Below are 22,603 nucleotides of genomic sequence, written 5' to 3'. Positions count from 1 at the left end.
AATACATTCTTATTTTTTAATTACTTTCATTTCTCTATTTTCTATAATATTTCCCTTCTCATCAAGAAAATCTACTTTCACGATAGCTTTATCTTTTCCTTTCGACCTAGCTAATGGTCCTGAACTTCCTTGAATTCGAATATTTACCCAAGTATGATATCCCATACAGTCTTTTTCTTCTTGTGTAAAATTACAGTTAGTATCTACAATCCAAAAGCCATATTCAATAGCATAAATTTCATTTGCATGCAATCCTCCATTAACTGTTGGAGTAGCTGATGCATTTACCGTTATTGGCGGTTCAAAATAATCTCTCCAAAAATTGCTAGGATCATTTACAGTCATCGTTGATGTTAGTGATCCTGAAGTGAAACCAACCCAATTTGGTCTGGTAACTTGTCGTGTTGTATGTCCTGGTCCAAAATTCCCTTTCGATAATCGCCACGTACTTCCAGTTTCTGTAACACAAGGATACAGCGCATTTACATAATTTATATAGCCTTGAGAAACACGTTCATAGTTTTGAGAAGGTGAATGCTGTAATTTATACTTAAAGTTTCCTGTTGCAGGATCTCTAAAGGAGATTATTTGAAATTGTTTTTGAAATAAATCAATTCCGCTTACTTCTGCCTGTAAAGCTGGATATTTTATATCACAGCAAGAATCTTTTGCTGCTAAGTTTACTACTGGCGTATCTTTAATTACGTCGGTTGTCTTTTTGATACCATCTGATTTACAGGAAGTAAAAATTAAAATACTACATAGTATGATATAGTAAAAATTAAGGCTTTCAATTTTATTGATAATTTGAATCATTTCGTTATCTATTTTTTCCGTACTCTATTCATTAGTAGGCTTTTCGGGATATCGCCTGTATTAGTTATTTGATTCAAAACTAAAGGCGATTTGTCATGCGTAAAAGATGCAATCAATTAGCAGAGTAGTTCAATTCAGTAAGTGTTCATTTCAATCGATAATCAAATCATTTATCAAAATTGCAATGCATGCATAATAGTTTGAAAAAAAATCTTAATTTTAGAAAAAATTGTAAATTCTATGGAAGCCTACGCCAACGCCCTACTTTATGCAATTCCTTTCTTTACCATTTTAGTAATTACTGAAATTGCTTATGGGTATTTTGTCAAGAATCAAACACATACGGTAAATGATACAATTTCTAGTATCAGTTCAGGCTTAACAAGTATTATTAAAGATTCGTTAGGTTTAGCAGTTATTTTAATTTCCTATCCGTTCTTACTAGAATATTTAGCAGTGTATACAATTTCTGAAACTTGGTATGCCTACCTCCTAGCCTTTATTATTATTGATTTTGCAAGTTATTGGAATCATCGCTTGAGTCATAAAATCAATTTCTTTTGGAATCAACATGTAATTCATCATAGCAGTGAAGAATTTAATTTGGCTTGTGCATTGCGACAATCTATTTCAAACTTATTAGGTTATTTTCCTTTATTACTAATTCCTGCAGCAATAATTGGTGTTCCGTATAAAGCCATCGCAATTTTGACGCCTATCCATTTGTTTGCTCAGTTTTGGTATCATACAAAACATATTGGGAAGCTTGGATTCTTGGAATATATCATTGTAACTCCATCACAACACAGAGTGCATCACGCGATTAACCCAGAATATATTGATAAGAATTTAGCTGCTATTTTTTGTGTTTGGGATCGAATTTTTGGAACTTTTCAAGAAGAACTAGAGGAAGTTCCACCTGTATATGGTGTTTTAAAACCTGCCGCTACGTGGAATCCTGTATTGATAAACTTTCAGCATTTATGGCGATTAATTAAAGATGCATGGCGTACTAATAATTATTTTGATAAACTACGGATTTGGTTTATGCCTACAGGTTGGCGTCCTGAAGATGTAAAAGAAAAATATCCTATCAAAATTATAGAAAACGTCTATTCGGTTGAGAAATACAATACTGCAACTTCTGTTTCATTGCAAGTCTGGTCGGCAATTCAACTTGTTATTACGATTCTTTTAATGCTTTTCTTATTCTATAATTTTGGAAACATCTTGCAAACTAGTGGTTATAGCATGTTAGTATTATACGGAGGTATTGTATTTGTTGGAATTTACAGTTACACTAGTCTGTTAGACAACTATAAATACACTATTGTATTTGAAGCTGTGAAAGTAATTTTAGGTTTTTATGTAATTTTCACTTTTAACGATTGGTACGGAATTAATTCATATTTTCAATATGGAAGCATGTTCATGACAGCATATTTCATCATCAGTTTTTTGATGACTATTTACTTTTCATATGCTGAAAAAATGTGGGTTTCTTCAGAGACAGTTACAACAATTTAATATAAAGAGGATTTGTAAAAACAGTAATGTATTGCAATAACCAAGTTCAAGAAAATTAGTTTTTCTTTTCAGATTCTTTAGTACATTTTTCTTGAATTTCAGTAGCTATATTACTTTCAAAAAATCCATCTTCCATGACCTTACGTAAAGGATAAATTCGATATTCTTTAATCAAACAATCGCAATACGCGTCAACATCATTAGTCTTCTCAAACTCACTTCCTAATAGTGCTTTTTTCCAAGTTTTTTTTATTGATTTAATCATTTTATATGTCCATACCATTTTGACAGACTTCAAGCAATTTTCAAAATCAAGTTCAATGAATGCTGGAGTATTTTGAAGTTCTAATATAACTTTAGAAAATTTATCATTTTCTAACCTAACCTTATATTCTGACCTTAAAGTTGAGTCATTTACTATTTTCTCTGCAAAACATAAACAATATGATTTACGTTCTTCAAGATCAGGGATGACTTTACTGTTACCTTCAATACATTTACCTAATGGAATTCTGATGCCATTAATATTAACAAAATCACTAGGAATTGCTTTTCTACTCAAATTGAATAATGAAAAAAGTGCAAAAATTAAGAAAGAAATAATAAAGTATTTTAAAAAACTAAATGACTTTAACTGTAATTTTTGTTTTGAAAATCCAGTAGCTATCAGCCATGTACATAAAAAAAGAAAAAGTACTATAGCTATAATAATTCCTATATCAAAAAAAGAGCCTACTTGTGTACTGGCATTTATATATTCTTTTCCTGCTCCGTATAATAAAACAATTCCAATAATAATTTTAAAAACTCTCAACTTCTTATTTTAGAAAGATTAATTTAATAACTTATATTCAAGTATCGTAATTATAACTTATTTCTTTCCTCTACTAGGATAAGCTATTCAAATTCTTATCAAATAACTTTTTTATCATTTTTATTTGAATCAAGACAAAAACTAATAAAAAGAAGAAGCAATACGCATAGGTTACAGGAATGTCTACTATTGGTTCGTATTTTTCAATCATTAGGCTCGATAAATTCCAATCGCCAAAAATTGAAAATCCGATTGGGAAATTTTTAAGTACAAACGCAAAAATCACCAATAAAGAGCCAATAATTAGCCAGCCAACTTTAGAAATCAATGGTTTATATACTCTTGCTGGAGCTTTTTCATTGGAAACTTCTGCCATAACATTGGCTAAAAAATTGTCAGAAGGTGTAGCTAATCCAGCTTCCTGAATAACATCTTTTGTAAATTGATCTAACTTCTTATCTCCTGTTTCCATGATTCAAATATATAGGTTCTACAACGTTTTTTAAAATATGATATAGTTTTTTTCGACTGCGATGCAGTTTAATCTTCACATTATCATACGATATTTTTACAATTTCTGAGATTTCTTTAAGCGATAATTCTTCAAAATAAAACAAGGTTAACAACACGCGTTCTTCCTCGGGTAATTGTAACAATGCTTTTTCAATCAATTGCTTTTTTTCTTTCGCTTCTATATAGGTTAATGCATTTTGCATGCTACCAATATCAGCTTCATTTATCTCATCAATATGTTCTGATAAAATGATTCTTTTATTTTTTTTGATGTAATCCAAACTTGTATTATATACAATCCGATACAACCACGTAGAAAATTTAGACGTTCCTTTAAACGAATCTAAAGCCTTGTAAGCCTTAACAAAAGTGTCTTGCGAAACTTCCTCTGCGTCTTCCCTATTTCCAACCATACGAAGTGCCAACGTAAATATCATGAGCTGGTATTTAGTTACAAGTGCAGCATACGCATCTACGTTTCCAGAGCGTATCTGTTCAATATAGTCTTGGTCAGTGTTTTGAATCATTTCTAGTTAAGACGATCACTTTTTAGAATTGGTTACAGTTTTTTTGTTTTTTTTATTTCTGGTATGCAGTTATTCATCACTTAGAGTTGGTTTCTGTTCCGTTACCATGTTTTTTTTGCAATAGGAAAGACTCATTAGAATTGATAAAATTACTCACTTCACTTCATTAATATTTTAGGTGTTTGTTTATAATATTTTCAAACAATCACGTATTTGAAAAGTAGTGCTAAAAAGGGCAATGATTTTCGGGTGATGAACAAGCTAAATTTTTAAAATACCTCAAGTAATTATATTAGCAACGACTAACGTAATTTTTCTATTTTCAATTCTAGGATTGTAATATATTATCTAATGCTCTTTTTAACCTTCTTTTTTGTTTAAGGCTCAAAAAAGAAATATTAAAATTTCGCTGTACTACTCTATTACTTTTTGATTTTATATAAATATTAATACTAGCATAAATAATATAATCGTGTATTTTATAAGACTTCAATTTGTCCTTTGGAAGTTCGACTCTCTTTTCTCTGTAGTTTATCAAGTTTGAAATAAGTAGTCCTTTATTAATAAAAGTCAATGCACTTCCATCTCCGTCGAATTCAAAAAACTTTGCATTACAATACATGAATATTATAATAATTACTATTGCTACAGGAAGAAAATACCATATTTTATCCATGTTAAAATCTTTTCTAAATGTACAAAAATGCATTGTTGTTAAAAAAACAGAAATAAATAAAAAGAAATATATAAATGCAACCTTTTTTTTGACTTTGCATTATTAAATTTCATGTTATACTTATTTTATCAATTTTTATAGACTGTATAATTTTATCATTCTTTAAAACTTATTCCAAACTATAATTGAAAAAACGAATACAACTAATAACTCTAAACCTTGAAATACTTGTTCATTTTTTACCATTTTTACTAAAACCCAATCTATCAATAATCCTAAAAACCCAATTAACATGAATTCAAACATAAATGATATTTCAGAAATCCCTTTATAAAATACTAGTTTCCAATTGAATAATATAAGTATCAAACAGCTAACCAAATAGATCCAAAAATATACTTTTAAAAGTGTCAGATTTCTCATTTATTAATTTTAGTCATGTTATTAAAAAAAGAAAGAGAGGTACTTACTCATAACCTCTCTTTCAATAGATATAGTCGTGCCTTAAAACGACTACCAGAAAATTCAGTATATAGAGAAATATATAGTGAGTGATTATAAATAGTCAGTGTAACTTCTTTAGCATATGATATACCATTAATCGAATTGCTTGCCTTTTGGCTCTTGGCATTGAGTTTTTAGTTATGGGTTTATTTTTAAATTTTTGCAACATATTCCCTCTGTAACTTACAGTCCATGTATATCGAGACTCATCAATACATTTTACTAGTAAATGATATCCGTCATTTGTAATCGATTCTTTCTGTTTTTTTGTACCTATCCAATTCATATTACTTATCAGATTAAAAAATTATTTTTAAAAAGAGATCGATGTAACATTTTGGGCTTTCAAACTATTAAGTAATCAAGAATAATGATGTAGTCAGTTGCTTTGTTGTATGATTACTTCATAATTTTAATTGATACAAAGGGTAAATTATACTAAATCTCTAAACTTATTTATTAACATAAATTCATCCTTTTAACGATCTCTTTATGGTTTAAAATCACATATTATTGTTTTAAATTTTTAAATTGATTCGAACTCTTCTATTGAGTTGCCTTCCGCCTGGTGAATTATTAGATGCTATGGGTCTTGTTGACCCAAAACCTCTAGCTTCTAATTGATTTTCATTGACTCCTAAGTTTTCTAAGAACTCTTTTACAGCTATAGCTCTTCTTCTTGATAATGCCATATTGTAAGAATAGTTTCCTTTGCTATCGGTATGTCCATCTATATAGAATTCTATTTTTGGAAACTTTTTCATGATATCTGCCATTCTACCCAAATCGTTATACGATCTAGCTTTTATCACGGCTCTATCTGTCTCAAAGAAAATTCGCTTTGCGATATAATTCAGCTCCTTTAATACTGAGTTTGGAATTTCTGGACAGCCTCTGTTTGTCTTTGATCCAGGAATGGTAATACATTCATCTTGATCATCATACACGCCATCGCCATCAGTATCTTTATTTGGTGGACAACCTTCTAAAGCTGGTGATCCTTTTTTGAAAGGACATTTATCTTTGTAATCAGGAACTTCATCTTTATCAGAATCAACGGCACTTCCATCTCCGTATACTTTTACACCTTTTGGCGTCATCGTTTCGATGTCTAATTCATCTATAACACCATCACCGTCAGTATCTATCAGATCGAATGGATTGTTGGTATTGTTCCTATTTTTTTTATCTCCTTCATTGTCTTTCCCCCAAATTGTGTATTTCTCTTGTTTTCCAAATTTGTAGACAAGTCCAATATGATTGACAAAGAAGGTTTCTAAATCTTGTTTGTCTGATATAGTCGCATCCAAGTGATCTTCATAGTTTAGGTAAAATCCTGGTCTAAATTCTAGGTCTATCTTTTTACTAATGCGATATTTTAATCCAAGTTGCAAAGACAAATAAATTGAACTTGCTTCATTTTCATTGTTCCGTGCGGGATTGAACCCAAAATCAACTAATTCAGTTTTTGAACCATCAGGATTTTTCTCATATAATACCGAATTGTATTGATGATATCCAACTCCCATATACGAAGCTAAGTGCCACTTTTCGGATTGCCTTCTATAAATATTTGATAAACTTAAAATCAAATTGAGTTCTGCTCCGTATGAACGTCCTTCAAAAAATAAGTTGTTATTAATTGTTCCTGTATTGGTATATAATACTTCATAGACTTCTGAGAAATATTGTGCACCACCTGAAAGTTTGTTATAATTTACTTTAAACTCTAGTCCCAAAATTGGGTTGAACATTTTATCAACATATAAGTAGCCTCCGAAATTCCATAAATTCCCTTGATTTCCTGTACCTATAGAGCGTAAATCGCCATGCATGATAAAATTGCTGAGTCCACCACCAATAGCCCATTTGTTGGACTGAACTTCTTCTTTAATAAAAATATTATTAGTAACGCTGGTATCTTGTGTTACAGGAATTTCTGACTGTGCTTTTATTGTTTCTGTAGAAAGAAACACTATCAATATTAAGAATAGGATTTTTGCTATTGACATGAATTTCTTGAGCTTGCTACAAAACTTTTTGATAATAGACGATATATAAACACTGTAGATTTCCCAATAGGTTAATTTTTTATCGTCTATTTTTTTTGCCATTGATACATAGCAACCATACATAACTCCAAGAAGTAATAACAGTAGAATTCCATTGTCTATTGGTAATCCTGGTGGTCCTGGTGCTTCTGGTGGTGGCGGTGGTGTAATTTGAAGATACATGAATGATCTGTTTTATATGAGTACTCTGTTTTTAATGAAATTCTAAGTAAACTTTCTTCGTCAAAACCTTTTGTTCAGACTTTAGTTTTAAGTAATAAATACCATTTGCCAACTTGCTAACTTTTAAGTGAATTTTGTTATCACTAGCATTATGGTTGTTGGTATTCCACATTTGAATTTCTTTCCCTAATACATCAAATAATGTTGCATTCTGAATTTTTATATGATCTGGTTTTACAACAATAATATCTTGAGTAGTTGTTTCTGTGTAGACATAAAATTGTGTGTCAGATGTTTCTTGTGTACCGAGTGTTCCGCTTGCACGAAAAGCAAGCACAAAACGATTGGCATACGTACCTACATTTAAGAAAATGTTCGCAGGAGTATTACTAATGAGATAACTGATGTTTTCTACTTTATCTATTAAATATACATTCCTATTCACATGTACCCATTCATCAATCATGATGCGAATGTTACCTGTATAATCAACTTGAATCGTTAATGGTACTTCTAAATCATCTGTAATTTCTTGCACACCTACGATGGCATAATTTTCAATATCATTTTCAAAATTCCAATAGAAACTTGTTGCCATTAATTCTGGTATTGGAGCATCATAACCTACATCGAAGGCGAAGGAATTGGTTTGCAAAAACGAGATTCCTATTTGTTGATGTAAATTCAAGTTGTCTGGGTTTACATAATTCATTCCTAATTTGATAATTGGTAAATTACTTGTAGAAGACTTTTCTATGAGATAGGAGTTATTGTTTCCGTTTCTAAAGAAGATAGCGTTTGCTCCTTCTGTAATAAATTCACGCTGACTATTATTGAACTCAACCGTTCCTCCTGTAACACTTCCTTCTATAAAAAATCCTTGTCCTAAAGGAATATATGCTCCAGGTTCTCGGTACGGACCATTCCCCAATCCTGCAATACCTGAATTATCATTTGCTGTATTTAATGGGTTGTTTGCTGCAAGTCCCATGGCAATATTTCGAATGGCATAGCCACCAACATATCCATTAAAGTTGTGACTATTTTGATCTGTATCTCCGTTGATACTTTCTTTTTGTTCCCAAAAATATACCGCTCCTGTAGTGCTTGATAAATTATCTTCTAAGAATCGCTGTACGCTTATAGCACTTGCATACGGATTACCCAATAAGTAATCGGTATCTGCAGCCACTGTAGTTTGCATCGTGCCATCTTTTGGTGTTCCTGCAAATGTGTAGTTTTGTGCTTGTCCTGGACCTTTAAATATGACTCCATCGGTTTCAGGAATGCTTCCGGCACTTAGTTTTTGTGTCCAATTGGCTTCCACTCCATGCGTGTAAATCCAATATTCTGCAATAGCTATTGGTGTCGTTGTCGCACCATTATAACCGCCTATAAAATTAATATCTACTGCTGTAGAATTAGCAGATGTTGGTATTGAACCATCTTTAAATACGTCTGCTACGGTGTATGTTGAAACGCCAATACTATTTACAGGACTTCCAAAGTAATTGTAACGATATGTACTTGGTACTTCTGAATTTTGATCTACATAGAGCTTTCCGTTCCCTGTAACTTGAGTTGCATTGGCGTGTGTTGACACTAATTGTGAAGTGCCTATTAAACGAATTTCATCAGCTGTATTTGTAAGAGTAACTTGATCTGTAACTACAATTAAATTATCTGTTATAGAAAGTTTACTATTATTATTGATGGTTAGTGCTTTTGCTGAAAGGTTATCGCTCGTAATTTCATAATCTTCATCAACTGAAACTCTTCTAGAACGATCAGGTAATCCATTAGACCAAGCTGAACTGCTACGAACCGTAGTTCCCGTTCGATGGTAGCCCAAGCCTTGGTTTTTATCGGATACACTTGTATTTACTTCTGAAATGAGTGGGTCGTGTGGATGCCTTTCTGCACCTCCAGAACCTGCACCTCTGTAAGGATCTAAATTATCATCTACAAAGGCTGTCCATTGTATTTCATTATATGTTTTATTTCCTTCTACAACATCATCATTTCTAATCAAAGAAGATATGTTTGAAATATTTTCAACTGCATCAATGCGATTTGCCCATGCAGTGTTATCCGTTGAGTTAGTTAAAATAATAATATCATTTCCTCCATCAAAAGCGGTAACATCATCATTGACTTCTCGTATAGGACTGTTGTTAATAGTTACCCCAGATAATCCTGTTGTTTCTATGAGTACTGATTGATTGGGATTTAAATCTCCTACGAGTGTGTATACTCCCGTTGGTAAAACTCCAGTTTGATCTCCGCTCATATTTGCATACAATGCTATACTGGTGGTTCCTCCAGTAATTGAACTTGTACTTATGTTGGTAACTTCTATTACTTTATTGCTTCCATTGTGATATACTTGAGAAATGATTAGATTTTTTTTAGCATCTCTATAATCAACATCGCCACCTGTGAGTACATCTCCATCACTATCTGGAAGGTCTGTTGTAGGATCATTGATTGCATCGTTTACATCAAGAAAAGCTCCTAAGTTATATATTGTGTCAAAATTATCATCCAATCCATCTTTATCACTATCAGTTCCTGAAGTTGTATTATCTGCATCTCCATTTTCTTCTATATCAAGAATACCATCGTTATCGGCATCTGAATCTAAATAATCTAATTCATCAGTTCCATCAGTATTTACGGGTGTTAATCCGCCAAGGTATGCAGAGTTTACTCCGTTATTTGCTAAATAAGTAGCTGCGTCATCATTATTGGGTGTTATGTATCCTGTTGTCGTTTGGGCTTCTATATTATCTGGAATACCATCGTTATCAGCATCAAGGTCTAAGCAATCAAGAAAAGCATCACTGTCTGAATTCCTAGCTTCTTGCACATAGCCGTCTACTGTTACTTCTATGACTTCAATTCTACCTTGAGTCCTTGAAGTCATTTCAATCTGAAAATATTGTGTATCTGCTGTTAATGCATATACCTGATTCGTGACATCAGTTCCTCCTAGAATGGCTGTATCATCAATAGTACCTAGTTCAGTACCACCTCCCAAATTTACAGTACCATTAGGAAGTTGTGCAAATCGCATTGTTTTGTTGTTATCATTACTTTTCCAAAGTGTAATGGTAACATTGGTTCCCATTGGAACTACACCTCCTAAATCTAGAACTACATACTGATTTGCTAAATTAAAAGCTGTTCCATTATCTGCTGTAAAATCTCCATCATTGATTAAATTTAAAGACCAAGCAACACTAGAATCAACTGCGCTATTTGCTGGAGATACTGGTATTGTTATACAACCTTCGTCAGTATCTAAAATACCGTCATTATCATCATCTAAATCTATGTAATTGGTAACACCATCACCATCTGTATCTAATATGTCTCTATAATCTACATCTCCTCCTGAGAGCACATCTTCGTCGGTATCTGTAAAATTATCTGATTGCGTGTCATCATATTTTCCATTTATATCAGAATAATCATCAACACCTCCATTATCTACAGTATTATCGAGTCCATTAATCCCAACTGCTCCGTCGGTCATTCCATCATTATTAGCATCTATAAGTCCATCACCTGATTCATTTATATCAAAAACGGCATCATTATCTGCATCTAAATCTATATAATCGGCAGTATCAGTTCCATCGGTGTTTACGGGTGTCAATCCTCCTGCATACGCAGAATTTACCCCATAATTTGCTGTATATGTAGTACTACTATCTGAATTTGGAGCAATATATCCTGTTGTGGTTTGGGCTTCAATATTATCTGGAATACCATCATTATCAGAGTCTAAATCTAAGTAGTTAGGGACTCCATCCTCATCAGTATCGATACCTAATGGTAAGTTGCATATATTAGGAAATCGTACTCTATGATCATTAGCAGCTTGACCTGTTGATGCTGTGACACCAAAATAGGCTAAGTTAGATCCTCCAAATACGTTATTAATTACGTCATACCCTGTAATTTCACCTGCATTGATACCGCCCAAAGTAAAACTAAGGTTTTGTAACGCTGCATCCCATGTTACGGTTACTTCTCTCCATTGACCATCTTCTAATTCCCCTAAGCTACTTTCTAAATCTATAACGGTGGACAATGGAGCAACCCCAGTTCTTATTTGACTGTGATCTTCTGAAATTTCACCTGTGTTTTGATAGGTATCTATCTCTAGATAGATAGCATTTTGAAGCCCCGAGGCTCCATGGCCAGAACCATTCAACCCAATTACGTTGTTACCGCTTGGATCATTATGAAAAACAACTCCAATACCATCTGCTCCGTTACTAGTACGATCTCCTAAGTTTATCTCAAAAGAAAAAGAAAAATTAGTATTAAAATCAACTTTATCATTCGTGAAAATTCCATTAAATTGACCTTGCGATAAATCAGTTAGTTGAGCTTCAGTAGCACTTATTGCAACAGCAGAATTGACGAAGTTAAATGTACTTGTCAATGAGCTAGTATCTATTCCTTTTTCTTCACAGTCTAGTATACCATCGTTGTCATCATCCAAATCGCAAACGTCAGATACACCATCGCCATCACTATCTAGGATTCCAGAGGGCGTTGGATTACAAGAATATACTAAAGAACAATTTGTTCCTTTAGCTGCCGCATCTAGTGCGCTGTTTGTATAATCTGTTGCTACAAATGTAGCAGCATCATAATAACCGTCACCGTTGGCATCGTTGGTTGGTGATGTAAATGTGAAATTAGCGTAACCAATTGTAGTAGTTGTATTGGTAGTACCATCGCCATTTACTATACTTCCTGACATTAAATCATTTGAAGGCGATACATTTGCTTCTAAGGCATCTGGACAACCATCGCCATCACTATCTAAATCTAATCGGTTTACTATCCCATCACCATCAGTGTCGATATCAACACAATTTTGGGTAGCTAAAGCTTGAACTTCAACTTGATCTACGATAATTCTTCCTGCATTATTAACGGTCATTTCCAGTTTTATATACTGGGTAGCAGCAATTGTAGTATATGTAAATGCTTGTGCACCAGCAACTGTATATGTAAAGGATTGTGAGTTTGAAGTTAGTGTACCTGTATTATTTGACTCACTTATTACAAGGGTTTTAGTAGCCGGGTTGATAGCGTATATATTTACAATAATATCTCTGCCACTAGCCACTACTTGTCCTAAATCTAACACTAATATATCGCCTACAGCATTAAAAGTTGCTCCAAAAACATTAACTCCATCATATAGTCCGGATACGTCTGTAACACTTGTGATGACCACAGGAGGGTCTACTGGTAAAAATGCAGGGCTAATAGTTGTTGTACAATCTAACTCATTTAAATCTGGGATACCATCATTGTCATCGTCTAAATCATTAATATCAAGAACTGTATCGCCATCCGCATCTTGTGCGATTAGTGGAGTTACGGAAATCATACTAATACATACGAATAATATGAATACTACAAATTTTTGCATTTGGTTTGTCTTTAGATGAAAAATTAATACTTGTTATATTTTATTTAGGATCGCTTTTACTGTAAACAGCATTAGTTTTACAATACACTTTTGAAGAAATGTTATGATCTATACATTCGTTTCACTTTAAAAGCATTTCTAAATAAGTATGGTAGTATATGGTATTACTCAATATGTTATTACAAATATTCATATGAGTAATAGGGATTTAGGGATGAGTAATTATGTTTACAAATATGAAGTTGATTTTAGATTAAAGCAGTTTCAAAAAAGACATTAACCATTTCAAATAAGACGTCTTAAAAAAAGTTTTTGACAATAATTTGTCATTTTAAAAGCATAAAAACATATCTCTTAATGATCATTTTTGATGTTTTATACCACAAAATTTAACACTGATTTATATTCCTTAAAATATTTTGAAGTTGTATGCCTCATCAATTGTACTAGGCTGTTTTATGTTTGTAAATACGAATGAAGTATGTATCCGAAAACAAAATTTAAACATCTTATTTTCAGCTATATAAAATATTATTTAAAATTTTAAACTCATAGTTAATTGCCTTGAAACCCTAACAATATGCCTTTATATGTATTGTCTCATTTGGGACATAATGTATTTCAAATAGGACATTAAGACCGTTGTTGTTGTTGGTTAACTTCCTAATTTCTAATTTTATTTAAGTATATTTAAGAAACTCCCCTAAAACTCTTTTTTATGAAACAAGCATTTATTTTTGTATTTGCAATATTTCTTTTTCCTTTTTTTACGAATGTTTCTATTGCGCAAAACAACAATTCCAAAGACCTTTCTAAACAGGCAAATACGAAAAAGCAAATAGACTATTTTTTTAAAAAAGCAAAATCCATTAGTCTTTCCGCTCAGACTTATAAAAGAGATAGCACTTTATGGTATACAGAGCAAGCTTTAAAAAGTATGTACAAAACGCAAGAGCATGATAGCTTATATGTAAAAAAATATTTTAATGCAGCTAATTATGCCGCTAGAGTTGAAGCTCCTATGAAAAATGCAACTATAAACGATTATAAGCATACCATACGTTATTTAGATTCAGCAATTGCTATAGGAGATCGAGTAAATTATAGAAGAGAACATTATAAAGTATATAGCATCTATGCTGCCATTTACCAGCGATTTAATGATTATAACAAAGTGATTCATTATTATAAAAAGATAATCACTTTGTGTAAGGAAAAAAATGATCAAGTAAATCTTATGGTTGCTTACGATACGCTTGCAGATATCTATGAAAAATTAGAACAAGAAAATCTAAGCAAGCAAATGCGGCAATTATCTTTAATTCCTGTCGATTCTACTTCAAAATCTGCAAAACGCTGGAAGTACATATATCATTTTCAATTAGCTGAAAATATGATTTATATGTCTGAAAAAAAAGCGGAAGAAACTCTTGTTGAGTTGGAATCTTACTTTAAAAGTATCGATCAACCAAGCGGAATAGTACATTCATATATTATTTTAGGGAATCTTTATCTACATAATAAAGAATTCGCGAAAGCACTTGAATTGTATGAAAAAGCAAGAAGTACCTATCATTTAGATTTTGGAAAAAGAAGTTTTGATTTACTTTTTGCAAATTTGTATGCAACACAAGGGAATTATGAAAAAGCAAAAACCTACTTTGATAGTTTCACAAAAAATAATGACCCATATATTGATCCTAGCATTAAAAAAATCTTTACGATAGATTATTATAAACTCGGAGGTAATATATACATGCAGACTAAAGAATACAAATCTGCTTCTGATTATTTGTTTTTATATGCAGAACAACGAAGCAATTTGTTGAAACAAAAAGAAGCTGGTTTATTAGAAGAATTTGCTGTAAAATTTGAGACCGAACAGAAGGAAAAAGAGTTAGCTATAGCTGCTTTAGCTATTGAAAAAGGTAAGAAAAATCAAGTTCTCATCATCTCTATCTTTGCTTTTGTTTTACTTACTGTTACTGTTCTATTTTTATTTTATCAAAAAAGAAGAAAGTACAAATTATCCTTACTTGAAAAAGAAATAGAAATCAATAATCAAAGAACTGTATTCTTTGAAAATGTCTTTCATGAAATACGAACGCCTATGACTATTATTGGTGGATATTTAAATTTGATTAATAAGAATACACTCAAACCAAATTTAGTTGCAAAATATAGTGAAATTGGACTTCGAAACTGTCATGAGGTCACCGCAAGTTCCAATGATTTTTTAGCATTGATCAAATCTGAAAAGGCACAGCAACAAATATATACAAACCAACAAGTATTAATTGATTTTATAAAACAATTACTTTCTAAGTACAAAGAGAATATGTACCTGAAGCAGATTTCATTAGTGCATACTACCAATATTAAAAATGATATCACATTAAAATTAGATTATGATAAGATTGAAAAAATATTGAACAACCTAATGATGAATGCGATCAAATATAGTCCTGGAAATACAAAAATCACCTTTACATCAATTATAGAAAAACAACACTTAATTTTTAAAGTTCAAGACGAAGGCTATGGAATTCCAGAAGAAGAACAAGCATATATTTTTGACCGTTTTTATCAAGCTTCTTCAAACAAATTGATTAGTGGCGTTGGTATCGGGCTTTCCTTAGTGAAAAATTTTACGGAGTTATTAGGTGGTCAAATTGATATAAAAAGTAACTCAGGAGAAGGGAGTTTGTTTGTAATAACACTTCCAATTGAAGAAGAAAATATTTCAGACTTTGTAAAAGAGACTTCCGCATCTGATATCATCTCTATTGAAGGTTCTATTGAAGAACAACGTAAGAATACAAACCTGCCCAACTTACTTTTGGTAGAAGACAATTTTGAAATGACATTGTATTTAGAAGAGCTATTAAAGCCATTTTACAATGTAGATGTTTCACTATCTGTTGATAATGCTTTGGAAAAAATTCAAATGAGTATGTATGATGTAATTGTTTCTGATTTACGAATGCCAAAAGTAGATGGACATGAGTTTAAAGAAATATTAAATTCAACAACACACAAAGACACTCCTTTTATTATGATTACAGCAAGTACGTTGTCTGAAAATAAGAAGAAAGGCCTTGCTATGGGAATTAATGATTATTTGATAAAACCATTTCAAGATATTGAACTCATTACAAGGATTAAAGTATTGCTAAGTAACAAAGAATTACAAATGCAATATATAAAAGAGTCTGTCTTAGAAAAAGAAGAAAGCACAGCAAACACCAATGTTGATACTGTAGTCAAATTGGCAAATGACGCGATTACTAAAAACCTATCTGACGAAACATTTTCGGTATCAAAACTAGCTGAAAAATGCAACTACAGTACCCGACAATTTACACGTATCATTAAAAAAAGTACTGGCTTAAGTCCCAATAAACTAATATTGGAAGTGCGACTTTTAACAGCTTATGAAATGATTGTTAATAGAAAAGAAAAACGAATTAAACGAATTATGTTTGACATTGGCATCAATAGCTATGGCTATTTCAATAAGGTATTTTCTGAAAGGTTTGGATTAAAACCAAGTGAATTGATAGATAGAGAGTAAATGGTACTATTTACAATTCGATGAAACTTTACAAGTGACAAAGAACGTTTTGATCATAGTCATATACTACCTTTATCAATTGCCATAATGATTTCGAGATATTTACAAATGATTGAAACTTCTCAATACTAATTTGTCAATACTCAATACTAAAGTTGAAACACTACCAATTCACAAGTTTTAAAAAAAATTACAAATTTCTGTAACCAAAATAAAAAACTGCTCGTCATAATGGGCAAATACAAAAACTAAACTTAAAAAAACAAGTATTATGGGATCAGAAATAATTATCGTACCAGCAATTTTCGGAGTCTTTTTCGGAATTTTCTATTTGTACATTTCATCAAGAAACAAAGAACGATTAGCATTGATTGAAAAAGGCGGAGACGCTTCCATCTTTTTCAATACCAAAAAAACATTGACACCAACATGGAAAGTGTTAGTCTTGAATCTTGCCATTTTAATGATTGGTATCGGATTGGGTATTTTTGTTGGATATATGCTTCATACCGTATTATTATTGCCAGAAGAAATAGCGTATCCAGGAACCATCTTTTTAGTTGGCGGAGTTGCTTTATTTACAGGATTCTTTGTAACGAAAAAGTTAGTAAATCAAGAATAACTTACTACATCAATCAAAAAACCAGTTAGTTAATCAAAAATGATGAAAACGATTGTTTTTCTTAGGAAAAGCAGTCGTTTTTGTTTTTGTACAGTTTTAAAAACTTTAAGCAACTTCTATTGTTTAAGTAACTAATATCATTCTAACAACCGAAGAGGTCAAGAATTCAATTTGTATCTTTGCAATTGTTAAACAAACCTTAATTTTACAGTTAACCAATATTTAAGCGTAAGTTTTAAAATTACACACGACTGAACAGAAAAATAATTTAATTGTTATGAAATCTATTTATTTGCCTTTGATCGCTATTCTATTTTTTTCTTTGAGTTGTAACTCAAATACAAATACAGAAAAAAAAGAACAATTTACACAACAACAATTAGACAAGTATGAAACAGCATATTTTGCAAGTGGATGTTTTTGGTGTGTTGAAGCTATTTTTGAAAGTGTAAAAGGTGTAAAAGAAGTCGTTTCTGGATATGCAGGAGGAAAAGCAAAAACTGCTAACTATCAATTGGTAAGCGCTGGAAGAACAGATCACGCGGAAGCGGTAAAAGTATATTACGATCCAAAAGTAGTTTCTTATGAAACATTGGTGAAAGTATTTTTTGGTTCGCACGATCCAACAACGCTTAACCGACAAGGACCAGATGCTGGTAGACAGTATCGTTCGGCAATATTTTATAAGAATGATACTGAAAAGAAAATTGTAGATGCATACATAGCAAAACTAAAAAAAGACAAGGTATTCAGTGGACCAATTACAACTGAAATAACAAAATACACTGCTTTTTACGATGCAGAAGATTACCATCAAGATTATGAAGCTAGAAATCCCAACAATCCATATATCAAAGGCGTTTCAATTCCTAGATTAAAGCGTTTTCAGAGGAAATTTCCTGAGTTATTGAAGAAAGATGGACATTAATTGATTAATTCAGAATTATGAGTTTTCTAAAAAAAATAGAATCAACCGATAGCAACTTGTTATCGGTTTTTTTGTGGAGAACATTTTTACAAGCTAATTCACCCCGAAACTTAACGCTCACAGCAAAAACATGACGCTTACACAATAATCTTTCTTTTTAAAATAACTTTTCCTACATTTATAATGTAATTACATACATAAAACGCGTTTTTTCAATTTAACGAATTAAACACTTTTAAAACTCATGAAGAAAAAAATGATCTCATTTGCTTCTTTGGGACTTGTATGTGCTACATTTTTCCTTAGTTGTGAATCCAACAATCATGCTGCAGAAGAACAATTAGATGCAGCCATAGAAACACCTGCCAAAATTATTTCCAATGCCCAGGCTGCAACATTATTTAACAATGATCAACAAACACGTTTGGCACAAATTGGAAAGAAAGGCATACGCTTTGAAGATAAAGCCATTCACTTTGATTTAGAAAACTTAGAAAGTTATATAAGTCGTTTAGAAAACTTAGCAACTTCTAAAAATATTCCTATTACGGGCGCAAGTTTTGTTTTTGGTGCTGACGCGAATGGAAAAAGAACAGCCTTTTTAATGCCTTCAACACGTAATGCTGACTTAGATTACCAAGAATCATTTACCATTGAAAATGGACAATTTCTAACATTTAAACATGTTGATGCAGTATTAAAGCCACAAAACAGTTCACAGAACGATGAAAACTTAGTGCTTTCAACCAATGGATATGTGTCTTTTAATGAAGCGGTTGCAATGTTTAACAATTATCAATCACAATACATTCAGCCATTTGCAAAGAAAGTTACCAAAGACTATTATACAAAAGCGGTTTGGTATTCCTTGGATGAATTTAAAGGTTATTTTAACTATTTAAAGAAAAAATCTGCTCAGTATAATTTAGCAATTACTGGAGTTGATGTATTCTTTGGTGTTTATAATAATGATCCAAGTTTGGAATTAAAGTCGAATGCACAAACTGTTTTCTTAGCTGCAAGCACGAAACAACAAACTATTGTAAATGTAGCAGGTAAGTCATTACAAAGTTTAAAGCAAGAAGATTTCTTTGCTAAAAATGAGGAAGATACTAATGGAAGTTTGGCTTTTAATTTAGGGCAATTATCTCCACCTCCAAGAACTTGCTTTGATGAAAATGGAAATAGAGTTCCATGTAAAGATTAATTTAGAAGTTACATCATTTAAAATATTAAGAACCGACAACTCACCTTGTCGGTTTTCTTTTTTAACATATTCTTAAGAAATAGGACAATTACACACAAAAAAATGACAGTTATACAAATTCACGAAAACGATTGCGTGTTTTTCTTACATTTGATACTGTAATTACATATTAAGTCGCGATTTTACACTTTAACATCGTAAAACTATAACCATGAAGAAAAAAATGATTGCATTTGTTTCTTTAGGACTTGTGTGTATTCCATTGTTCCTAAGTTGTGAAACAAATCAGCAAGCAGAAGAAGAGCGCCTAAACGCAGCGCTAGAAAGACCTGAGAAGATAATCTCGACTGCAAAAGCAGCTACTCTTTTCAAAAACGATCACACTACTAGACTCGCTACTATTGGAAAAGCAAAAACCGCTTTTAAAGACAAAGTAATCCATTTTGAGCTAGATGTATTCACAAATTATATTCAACATTTAGAAACTATTGCAGTTTCAAAAGACATTCCTATTACAGGAATTAGCTTTATATTTGGTGCAGATGCAACTGGAAAGCGTACTACGTTTATTATGCCATCCACCAGAAATGCGCAGTTAGATTACCAAGAATCGTTTACCATTGAAAATGATCAGTTTTTAACTTTTACACATATTGATACATTTTTAGAAACTACAAAAACGACACATGACAATCAGAAATTAATACTTTCTACTGATGGATATCTTTCATTTAATGAAGCCGTGAACTTGTTTAATAACTATCAAACTCAGTATATTGAACCAATAGTTTCGAAAGTTCCTAAAGATTTTTATACAAAAGCGGTTTGGTATTCTTTAGATGAAATTAAAGGATATATAAAGTATCTAAAAAATAAATCAAACGAGTATAATTTAGCCATTACTGGAATTGATGTGTTTTTTGGAGTATATGATACGAATCCTGATTTAGAATTGAAATCCAATGCGCAAACCGTGTTTTTAGCGGCAAGTACACAGCAACAAACCATTATCAATAGCAAAGGAACACGTTTAGACAATTTTCTAAACAATGATTTTTTTCATAAAGACGGTTCTTCTGATACTGATGAAGACGAGAGTCTAACATACAATATGGGACATTTATCACCACCGCCAAGAAACGATTAGAATTTTTCCTCCAAACCTATCTAATTTCTTCATAGTCCATTTCTATTTCAATAATTTCTCTTTACACTACTTCCCGAATTCTATTTGTAGCTTTTTTCTTAATTACATTCTTTTTACCACTTTTTATAAAAAGGGAAAAACACCCAATTTTTGATTTGCGATTTTTTTTCCGAAAAGATTGGCTAATTTTAGCATGAATTAAATAAGACTAACAAAACTACAACCCTTATGAAAAATTTAGTACGTACACTAGTTCCTTTAGTATTAGGAGTCGCAATTGGTTTCTTTGTATGCAAAGAATATTTTTGCGAACCATCATGTCCTACAACTCCGCCAACAGGAAAAGGTATTATTACTGTAAATAAAGCAATTGAATTGCATGAAACTTATAAAAACACGCGTTATCAAGTAATCAATGATGCCATTGGCGGTCCAAATGATTCAACTTTTCTCGATACACAATTTGTATGGTTTGAGTATGAAAAAATGAAAAGTTATATGAATTATTTAGAAACTGTACAAAATAAAAACCCTGACAACCCTAAAATTTCTGGTATTCGTGTGTATTTTGGAGCTTATGACGCGCATGAAAAATATCCAAAACAACAAACCGTTTTCTTAAATCCAACTGTTAAGATTGATCAAATCAACACGTCAGATCATAAGAATCACAACATGAAGAATTTGCCTTTTTATATAAAGCCAAATTCTGATAATGATTCTTTAGTTGGAAAATATAAAGTGATCAGACGTTTGCTACTAGATGAATATAACGATTATGAACGTGCCTTTATGGCAAACAGTGATTTAGGTCACAAAGAAGCAAAAGGAAAGGCAATGCAAAAATCAGCAAATGCTAAAAATGGCGATGATGGAACAAGTTTGTCTTTTAATTTAGGTCATTTATCACCTCCGCCTCCAAAAAAAGATTAATTTAAAAGTATAATTGGCTAACCCTAAATGCAAGATAATATACTATATAATTTAATTTTATATGTTGAAATAATTACTGCAATCATCGCAAGTTTTTATTTTTATAAATATAAAAACTCGTATCTCAAATATTTTTTGATTTACCTTTGGTATATAGCAATAAATGAAGCTATTGGCAAATATTCATCAGACGTTTTAGAAATGTATAATCTAATAATCTACAATATATATTTACTAATTAGCTTCCCTTTTTTATTTTCTATTTATTGGAATTTTTTAAAAGATAAAAAATATAAGAAAATTGTAATCATTTTTGCTATTATATATATTATAGCTTTTACAGTTAATGGATTATTTTTTGAAAATTACAGTAAAGATTTAGTTACTTATCCATTTATAATGGCCTCCTGTTTCTTGATTTTTACTGTAATTTTCTATTTTATAGAAATATTAAATTCGGAAAAAGTTCTAAATGTAACTAGAGACTTATTATTTTGGATTAGTGTAGGGGTTATTCTATTTAATATTGGAGTAATTCCATGGGTGATTACTTTAAAACATTATTCAGAAAATTTTGCTTTGATGAATACATTATTACAAGTATTAATTTTGATTTTAAACATTTGTTATATAGTAGGTTTTATATGCAGTCACAAGAAACAGAACCAGGAGATATCTCAGCAATAATTATAGCATTAGTTTTTATACTAATGGTTGTTGCTATTATTGCACTATTCTTGGTCTTTATCAAACGGAAGAATAAGCTCTTGAATGAAAAGCAGCTAGCACAACGCGAATTTGAAAATGCCATTGCTGAAACACAAATTGAGATTCGTGAGCAAACCTTGCGTAATATTAGTTGGGAATTGCATGATAATATTGGACAGCTGTTAACACTCGCTAAAATACAATTACATCAACTCGCAGGTTGTAATGAAGATATTTCTGGCGTAAGCGATACTATTTCAAAGAGTTTAACAGAATTACGCGCACTTTCTAAATTAATTAATCCGGATGCGTTGAAAAACATTATGCTTCCTGAAGCGGTTAGTCTGGAAGTAGCACGTTTCAATAGATTAAACTTTATAGAAGCTTCCTTAACAATAAATGGTGATGAAGA

The 22,603-nt window shown here is 31.5% G+C and carries 16 protein-coding genes; 8 read left to right on the top strand and 8 right to left on the bottom strand.

Annotated features, from left to right (window positions below; genetic code table 11):
• Window positions 1-9: 9 nt before the first annotated feature.
• The gene (locus tag ACRBBL_RS23280; protein WP_431371502.1) at window positions 10-816 is read right to left on the bottom strand and encodes a hypothetical protein; all 807 of its coding nucleotides are present in this window, start codon (window positions 814-816) and stop codon (window positions 10-12) included.
• A gap of 240 nt (window positions 817-1,056) precedes the next feature.
• Here ACRBBL_RS23280 and ACRBBL_RS23275 point away from each other — a divergent pair, with 240 nt between their 5' ends.
• Entirely contained in the window at window positions 1,057-2,343 is a 1,287-nt protein-coding gene (locus ACRBBL_RS23275; RefSeq protein WP_431371501.1) for a sterol desaturase family protein, read from the top strand.
• Window positions 2,344-2,398: 55 nt separating this feature from the next.
• Here the strand turns inward: ACRBBL_RS23275 and ACRBBL_RS23270 are convergent, their stop codons facing one another.
• The 7 genes from ACRBBL_RS23270 to ACRBBL_RS23240 form a co-directional block, all read right to left on the bottom strand.
• Complete coding sequence (locus tag ACRBBL_RS23270; protein WP_431371500.1) at window positions 2,399-3,157, bottom strand: hypothetical protein; 759 nt, start codon at window positions 3,155-3,157, stop codon at window positions 2,399-2,401.
• Between the two features lie 73 nt (window positions 3,158-3,230).
• Window positions 3,231-3,629 (bottom strand): hypothetical protein, encoded by a 399-nt coding sequence (locus tag ACRBBL_RS23265; protein ID WP_431371499.1) that lies wholly within the window; start codon window positions 3,627-3,629, stop codon window positions 3,231-3,233.
• The gene (locus tag ACRBBL_RS23260; protein WP_431371498.1) at window positions 3,613-4,197 is read right to left on the bottom strand and encodes an RNA polymerase sigma factor; all 585 of its coding nucleotides are present in this window, start codon (window positions 4,195-4,197) and stop codon (window positions 3,613-3,615) included. The genes ACRBBL_RS23265 and ACRBBL_RS23260 overlap by 17 nt, the downstream gene beginning before the upstream one ends.
• 838 nt (window positions 4,198-5,035) lie before the next feature.
• A complete protein-coding gene (locus tag ACRBBL_RS23255) occupies window positions 5,036-5,296 on the bottom strand; it encodes a hypothetical protein (RefSeq protein ID WP_431371497.1) in 261 nt (86 codons plus the stop codon).
• Window positions 5,297-5,438: 142 nt separating this feature from the next.
• On the bottom strand, window positions 5,439-5,663 hold the full coding sequence (locus tag ACRBBL_RS23250; RefSeq protein ID WP_431371496.1) for a hypothetical protein: 225 nt from the start codon (window positions 5,661-5,663) through the stop codon (window positions 5,439-5,441).
• A 232-nt stretch (window positions 5,664-5,895) separates the two neighbouring features.
• Window positions 5,896-7,611, bottom strand: coding sequence for an OmpA family protein (locus ACRBBL_RS23245; RefSeq protein ID WP_431371495.1), 1,716 nt, complete (start codon window positions 7,609-7,611; stop codon window positions 5,896-5,898).
• Window positions 7,612-7,642: 31 nt separating this feature from the next.
• The gene (locus ACRBBL_RS23240; protein ID WP_431371494.1) at window positions 7,643-13,072 is read right to left on the bottom strand and encodes a lectin-like domain-containing protein; all 5,430 of its coding nucleotides are present in this window, start codon (window positions 13,070-13,072) and stop codon (window positions 7,643-7,645) included.
• 718 nt (window positions 13,073-13,790) lie between these two features.
• Between ACRBBL_RS23240 and ACRBBL_RS23235 the strand changes: the two genes are divergently transcribed.
• The 7 genes from ACRBBL_RS23235 to ACRBBL_RS23205 form a co-directional block, all read left to right on the top strand.
• Complete coding sequence (locus ACRBBL_RS23235; RefSeq protein ID WP_431371493.1) at window positions 13,791-16,646, top strand: ATP-binding protein; 2,856 nt, start codon at window positions 13,791-13,793, stop codon at window positions 16,644-16,646.
• A 271-nt stretch (window positions 16,647-16,917) separates the two neighbouring features.
• On the top strand, window positions 16,918-17,268 hold the full coding sequence (locus tag ACRBBL_RS23230) for a DUF6249 domain-containing protein (protein ID WP_431371492.1): 351 nt from the start codon (window positions 16,918-16,920) through the stop codon (window positions 17,266-17,268).
• A gap of 277 nt (window positions 17,269-17,545) precedes the next feature.
• The gene (msrA, locus tag ACRBBL_RS23225; RefSeq protein WP_431371491.1) at window positions 17,546-18,196 is read left to right on the top strand and encodes a peptide-methionine (S)-S-oxide reductase MsrA; all 651 of its coding nucleotides are present in this window, start codon (window positions 17,546-17,548) and stop codon (window positions 18,194-18,196) included.
• A gap of 244 nt (window positions 18,197-18,440) precedes the next feature.
• Window positions 18,441-19,403: a hypothetical protein gene (locus tag ACRBBL_RS23220; RefSeq protein WP_431371490.1), complete on the top strand. Its 963-nt coding sequence runs from the start codon at window positions 18,441-18,443 to the stop codon at window positions 19,401-19,403.
• A gap of 211 nt (window positions 19,404-19,614) precedes the next feature.
• Complete coding sequence (locus tag ACRBBL_RS23215) at window positions 19,615-20,550, top strand: hypothetical protein (RefSeq protein ID WP_431371489.1); 936 nt, start codon at window positions 19,615-19,617, stop codon at window positions 20,548-20,550.
• 228 nt (window positions 20,551-20,778) lie between these two features.
• Window positions 20,779-21,483, top strand: coding sequence for a hypothetical protein (locus tag ACRBBL_RS23210; protein WP_431371488.1), 705 nt, complete (start codon window positions 20,779-20,781; stop codon window positions 21,481-21,483).
• A gap of 644 nt (window positions 21,484-22,127) precedes the next feature.
• Window positions 22,128-22,603, top strand: a 476-nt coding sequence (locus ACRBBL_RS23205) for a sensor histidine kinase (RefSeq protein ID WP_431371487.1), incomplete at its 3' end; no start/stop codon positions are given.

Origin of the sequence: Kordia sp. (assembly GCF_050633145.1) — a bacterium.
Taxonomy (GTDB): domain Bacteria; phylum Bacteroidota; class Bacteroidia; order Flavobacteriales; family Flavobacteriaceae; genus Kordia.
The sequence above is the reverse complement of the archived record's forward strand: the minus strand, read 5'-3'. Positions and strand labels throughout refer to the sequence as shown.

Coding starts and splice junctions, on each gene's coding strand:
- ACRBBL_RS23215 (WP_431371489.1), top strand. CDS start 19,615: ATGAAGAAAAAAATGATTGCATTTGTTTCTTTAGGACTTGTGTGTATT.
- msrA (WP_431371491.1), top strand. CDS start 17,546: ATGAAATCTATTTATTTGCCTTTGATCGCTATTCTATTTTTTTCTTTG.
- ACRBBL_RS23260 (WP_431371498.1), bottom strand. CDS start 4,197: ATGATTCAAAACACTGACCAAGACTATATTGAACAGATACGCTCTGGA.
- ACRBBL_RS23220 (WP_431371490.1), top strand. CDS start 18,441: ATGAAGAAAAAAATGATCTCATTTGCTTCTTTGGGACTTGTATGTGCT.
- ACRBBL_RS23235 (WP_431371493.1), top strand. CDS start 13,791: ATGAAACAAGCATTTATTTTTGTATTTGCAATATTTCTTTTTCCTTTT.
- ACRBBL_RS23280 (WP_431371502.1), bottom strand. CDS start 816: ATGATTCAAATTATCAATAAAATTGAAAGCCTTAATTTTTACTATATC.
- ACRBBL_RS23230 (WP_431371492.1), top strand. CDS start 16,918: ATGGGATCAGAAATAATTATCGTACCAGCAATTTTCGGAGTCTTTTTC.
- ACRBBL_RS23240 (WP_431371494.1), bottom strand. CDS start 13,072: ATGCAAAAATTTGTAGTATTCATATTATTCGTATGTATTAGTATGATT.
- ACRBBL_RS23250 (WP_431371496.1), bottom strand. CDS start 5,663: ATGAATTGGATAGGTACAAAAAAACAGAAAGAATCGATTACAAATGAC.
- ACRBBL_RS23265 (WP_431371499.1), bottom strand. CDS start 3,629: ATGGAAACAGGAGATAAGAAGTTAGATCAATTTACAAAAGATGTTATT.
- ACRBBL_RS23275 (WP_431371501.1), top strand. CDS start 1,057: ATGGAAGCCTACGCCAACGCCCTACTTTATGCAATTCCTTTCTTTACC.
- ACRBBL_RS23255 (WP_431371497.1), bottom strand. CDS start 5,296: ATGAGAAATCTGACACTTTTAAAAGTATATTTTTGGATCTATTTGGTT.
- ACRBBL_RS23210 (WP_431371488.1), top strand. CDS start 20,779: ATGAAAAATTTAGTACGTACACTAGTTCCTTTAGTATTAGGAGTCGCA.
- ACRBBL_RS23245 (WP_431371495.1), bottom strand. CDS start 7,611: ATGTATCTTCAAATTACACCACCGCCACCACCAGAAGCACCAGGACCA.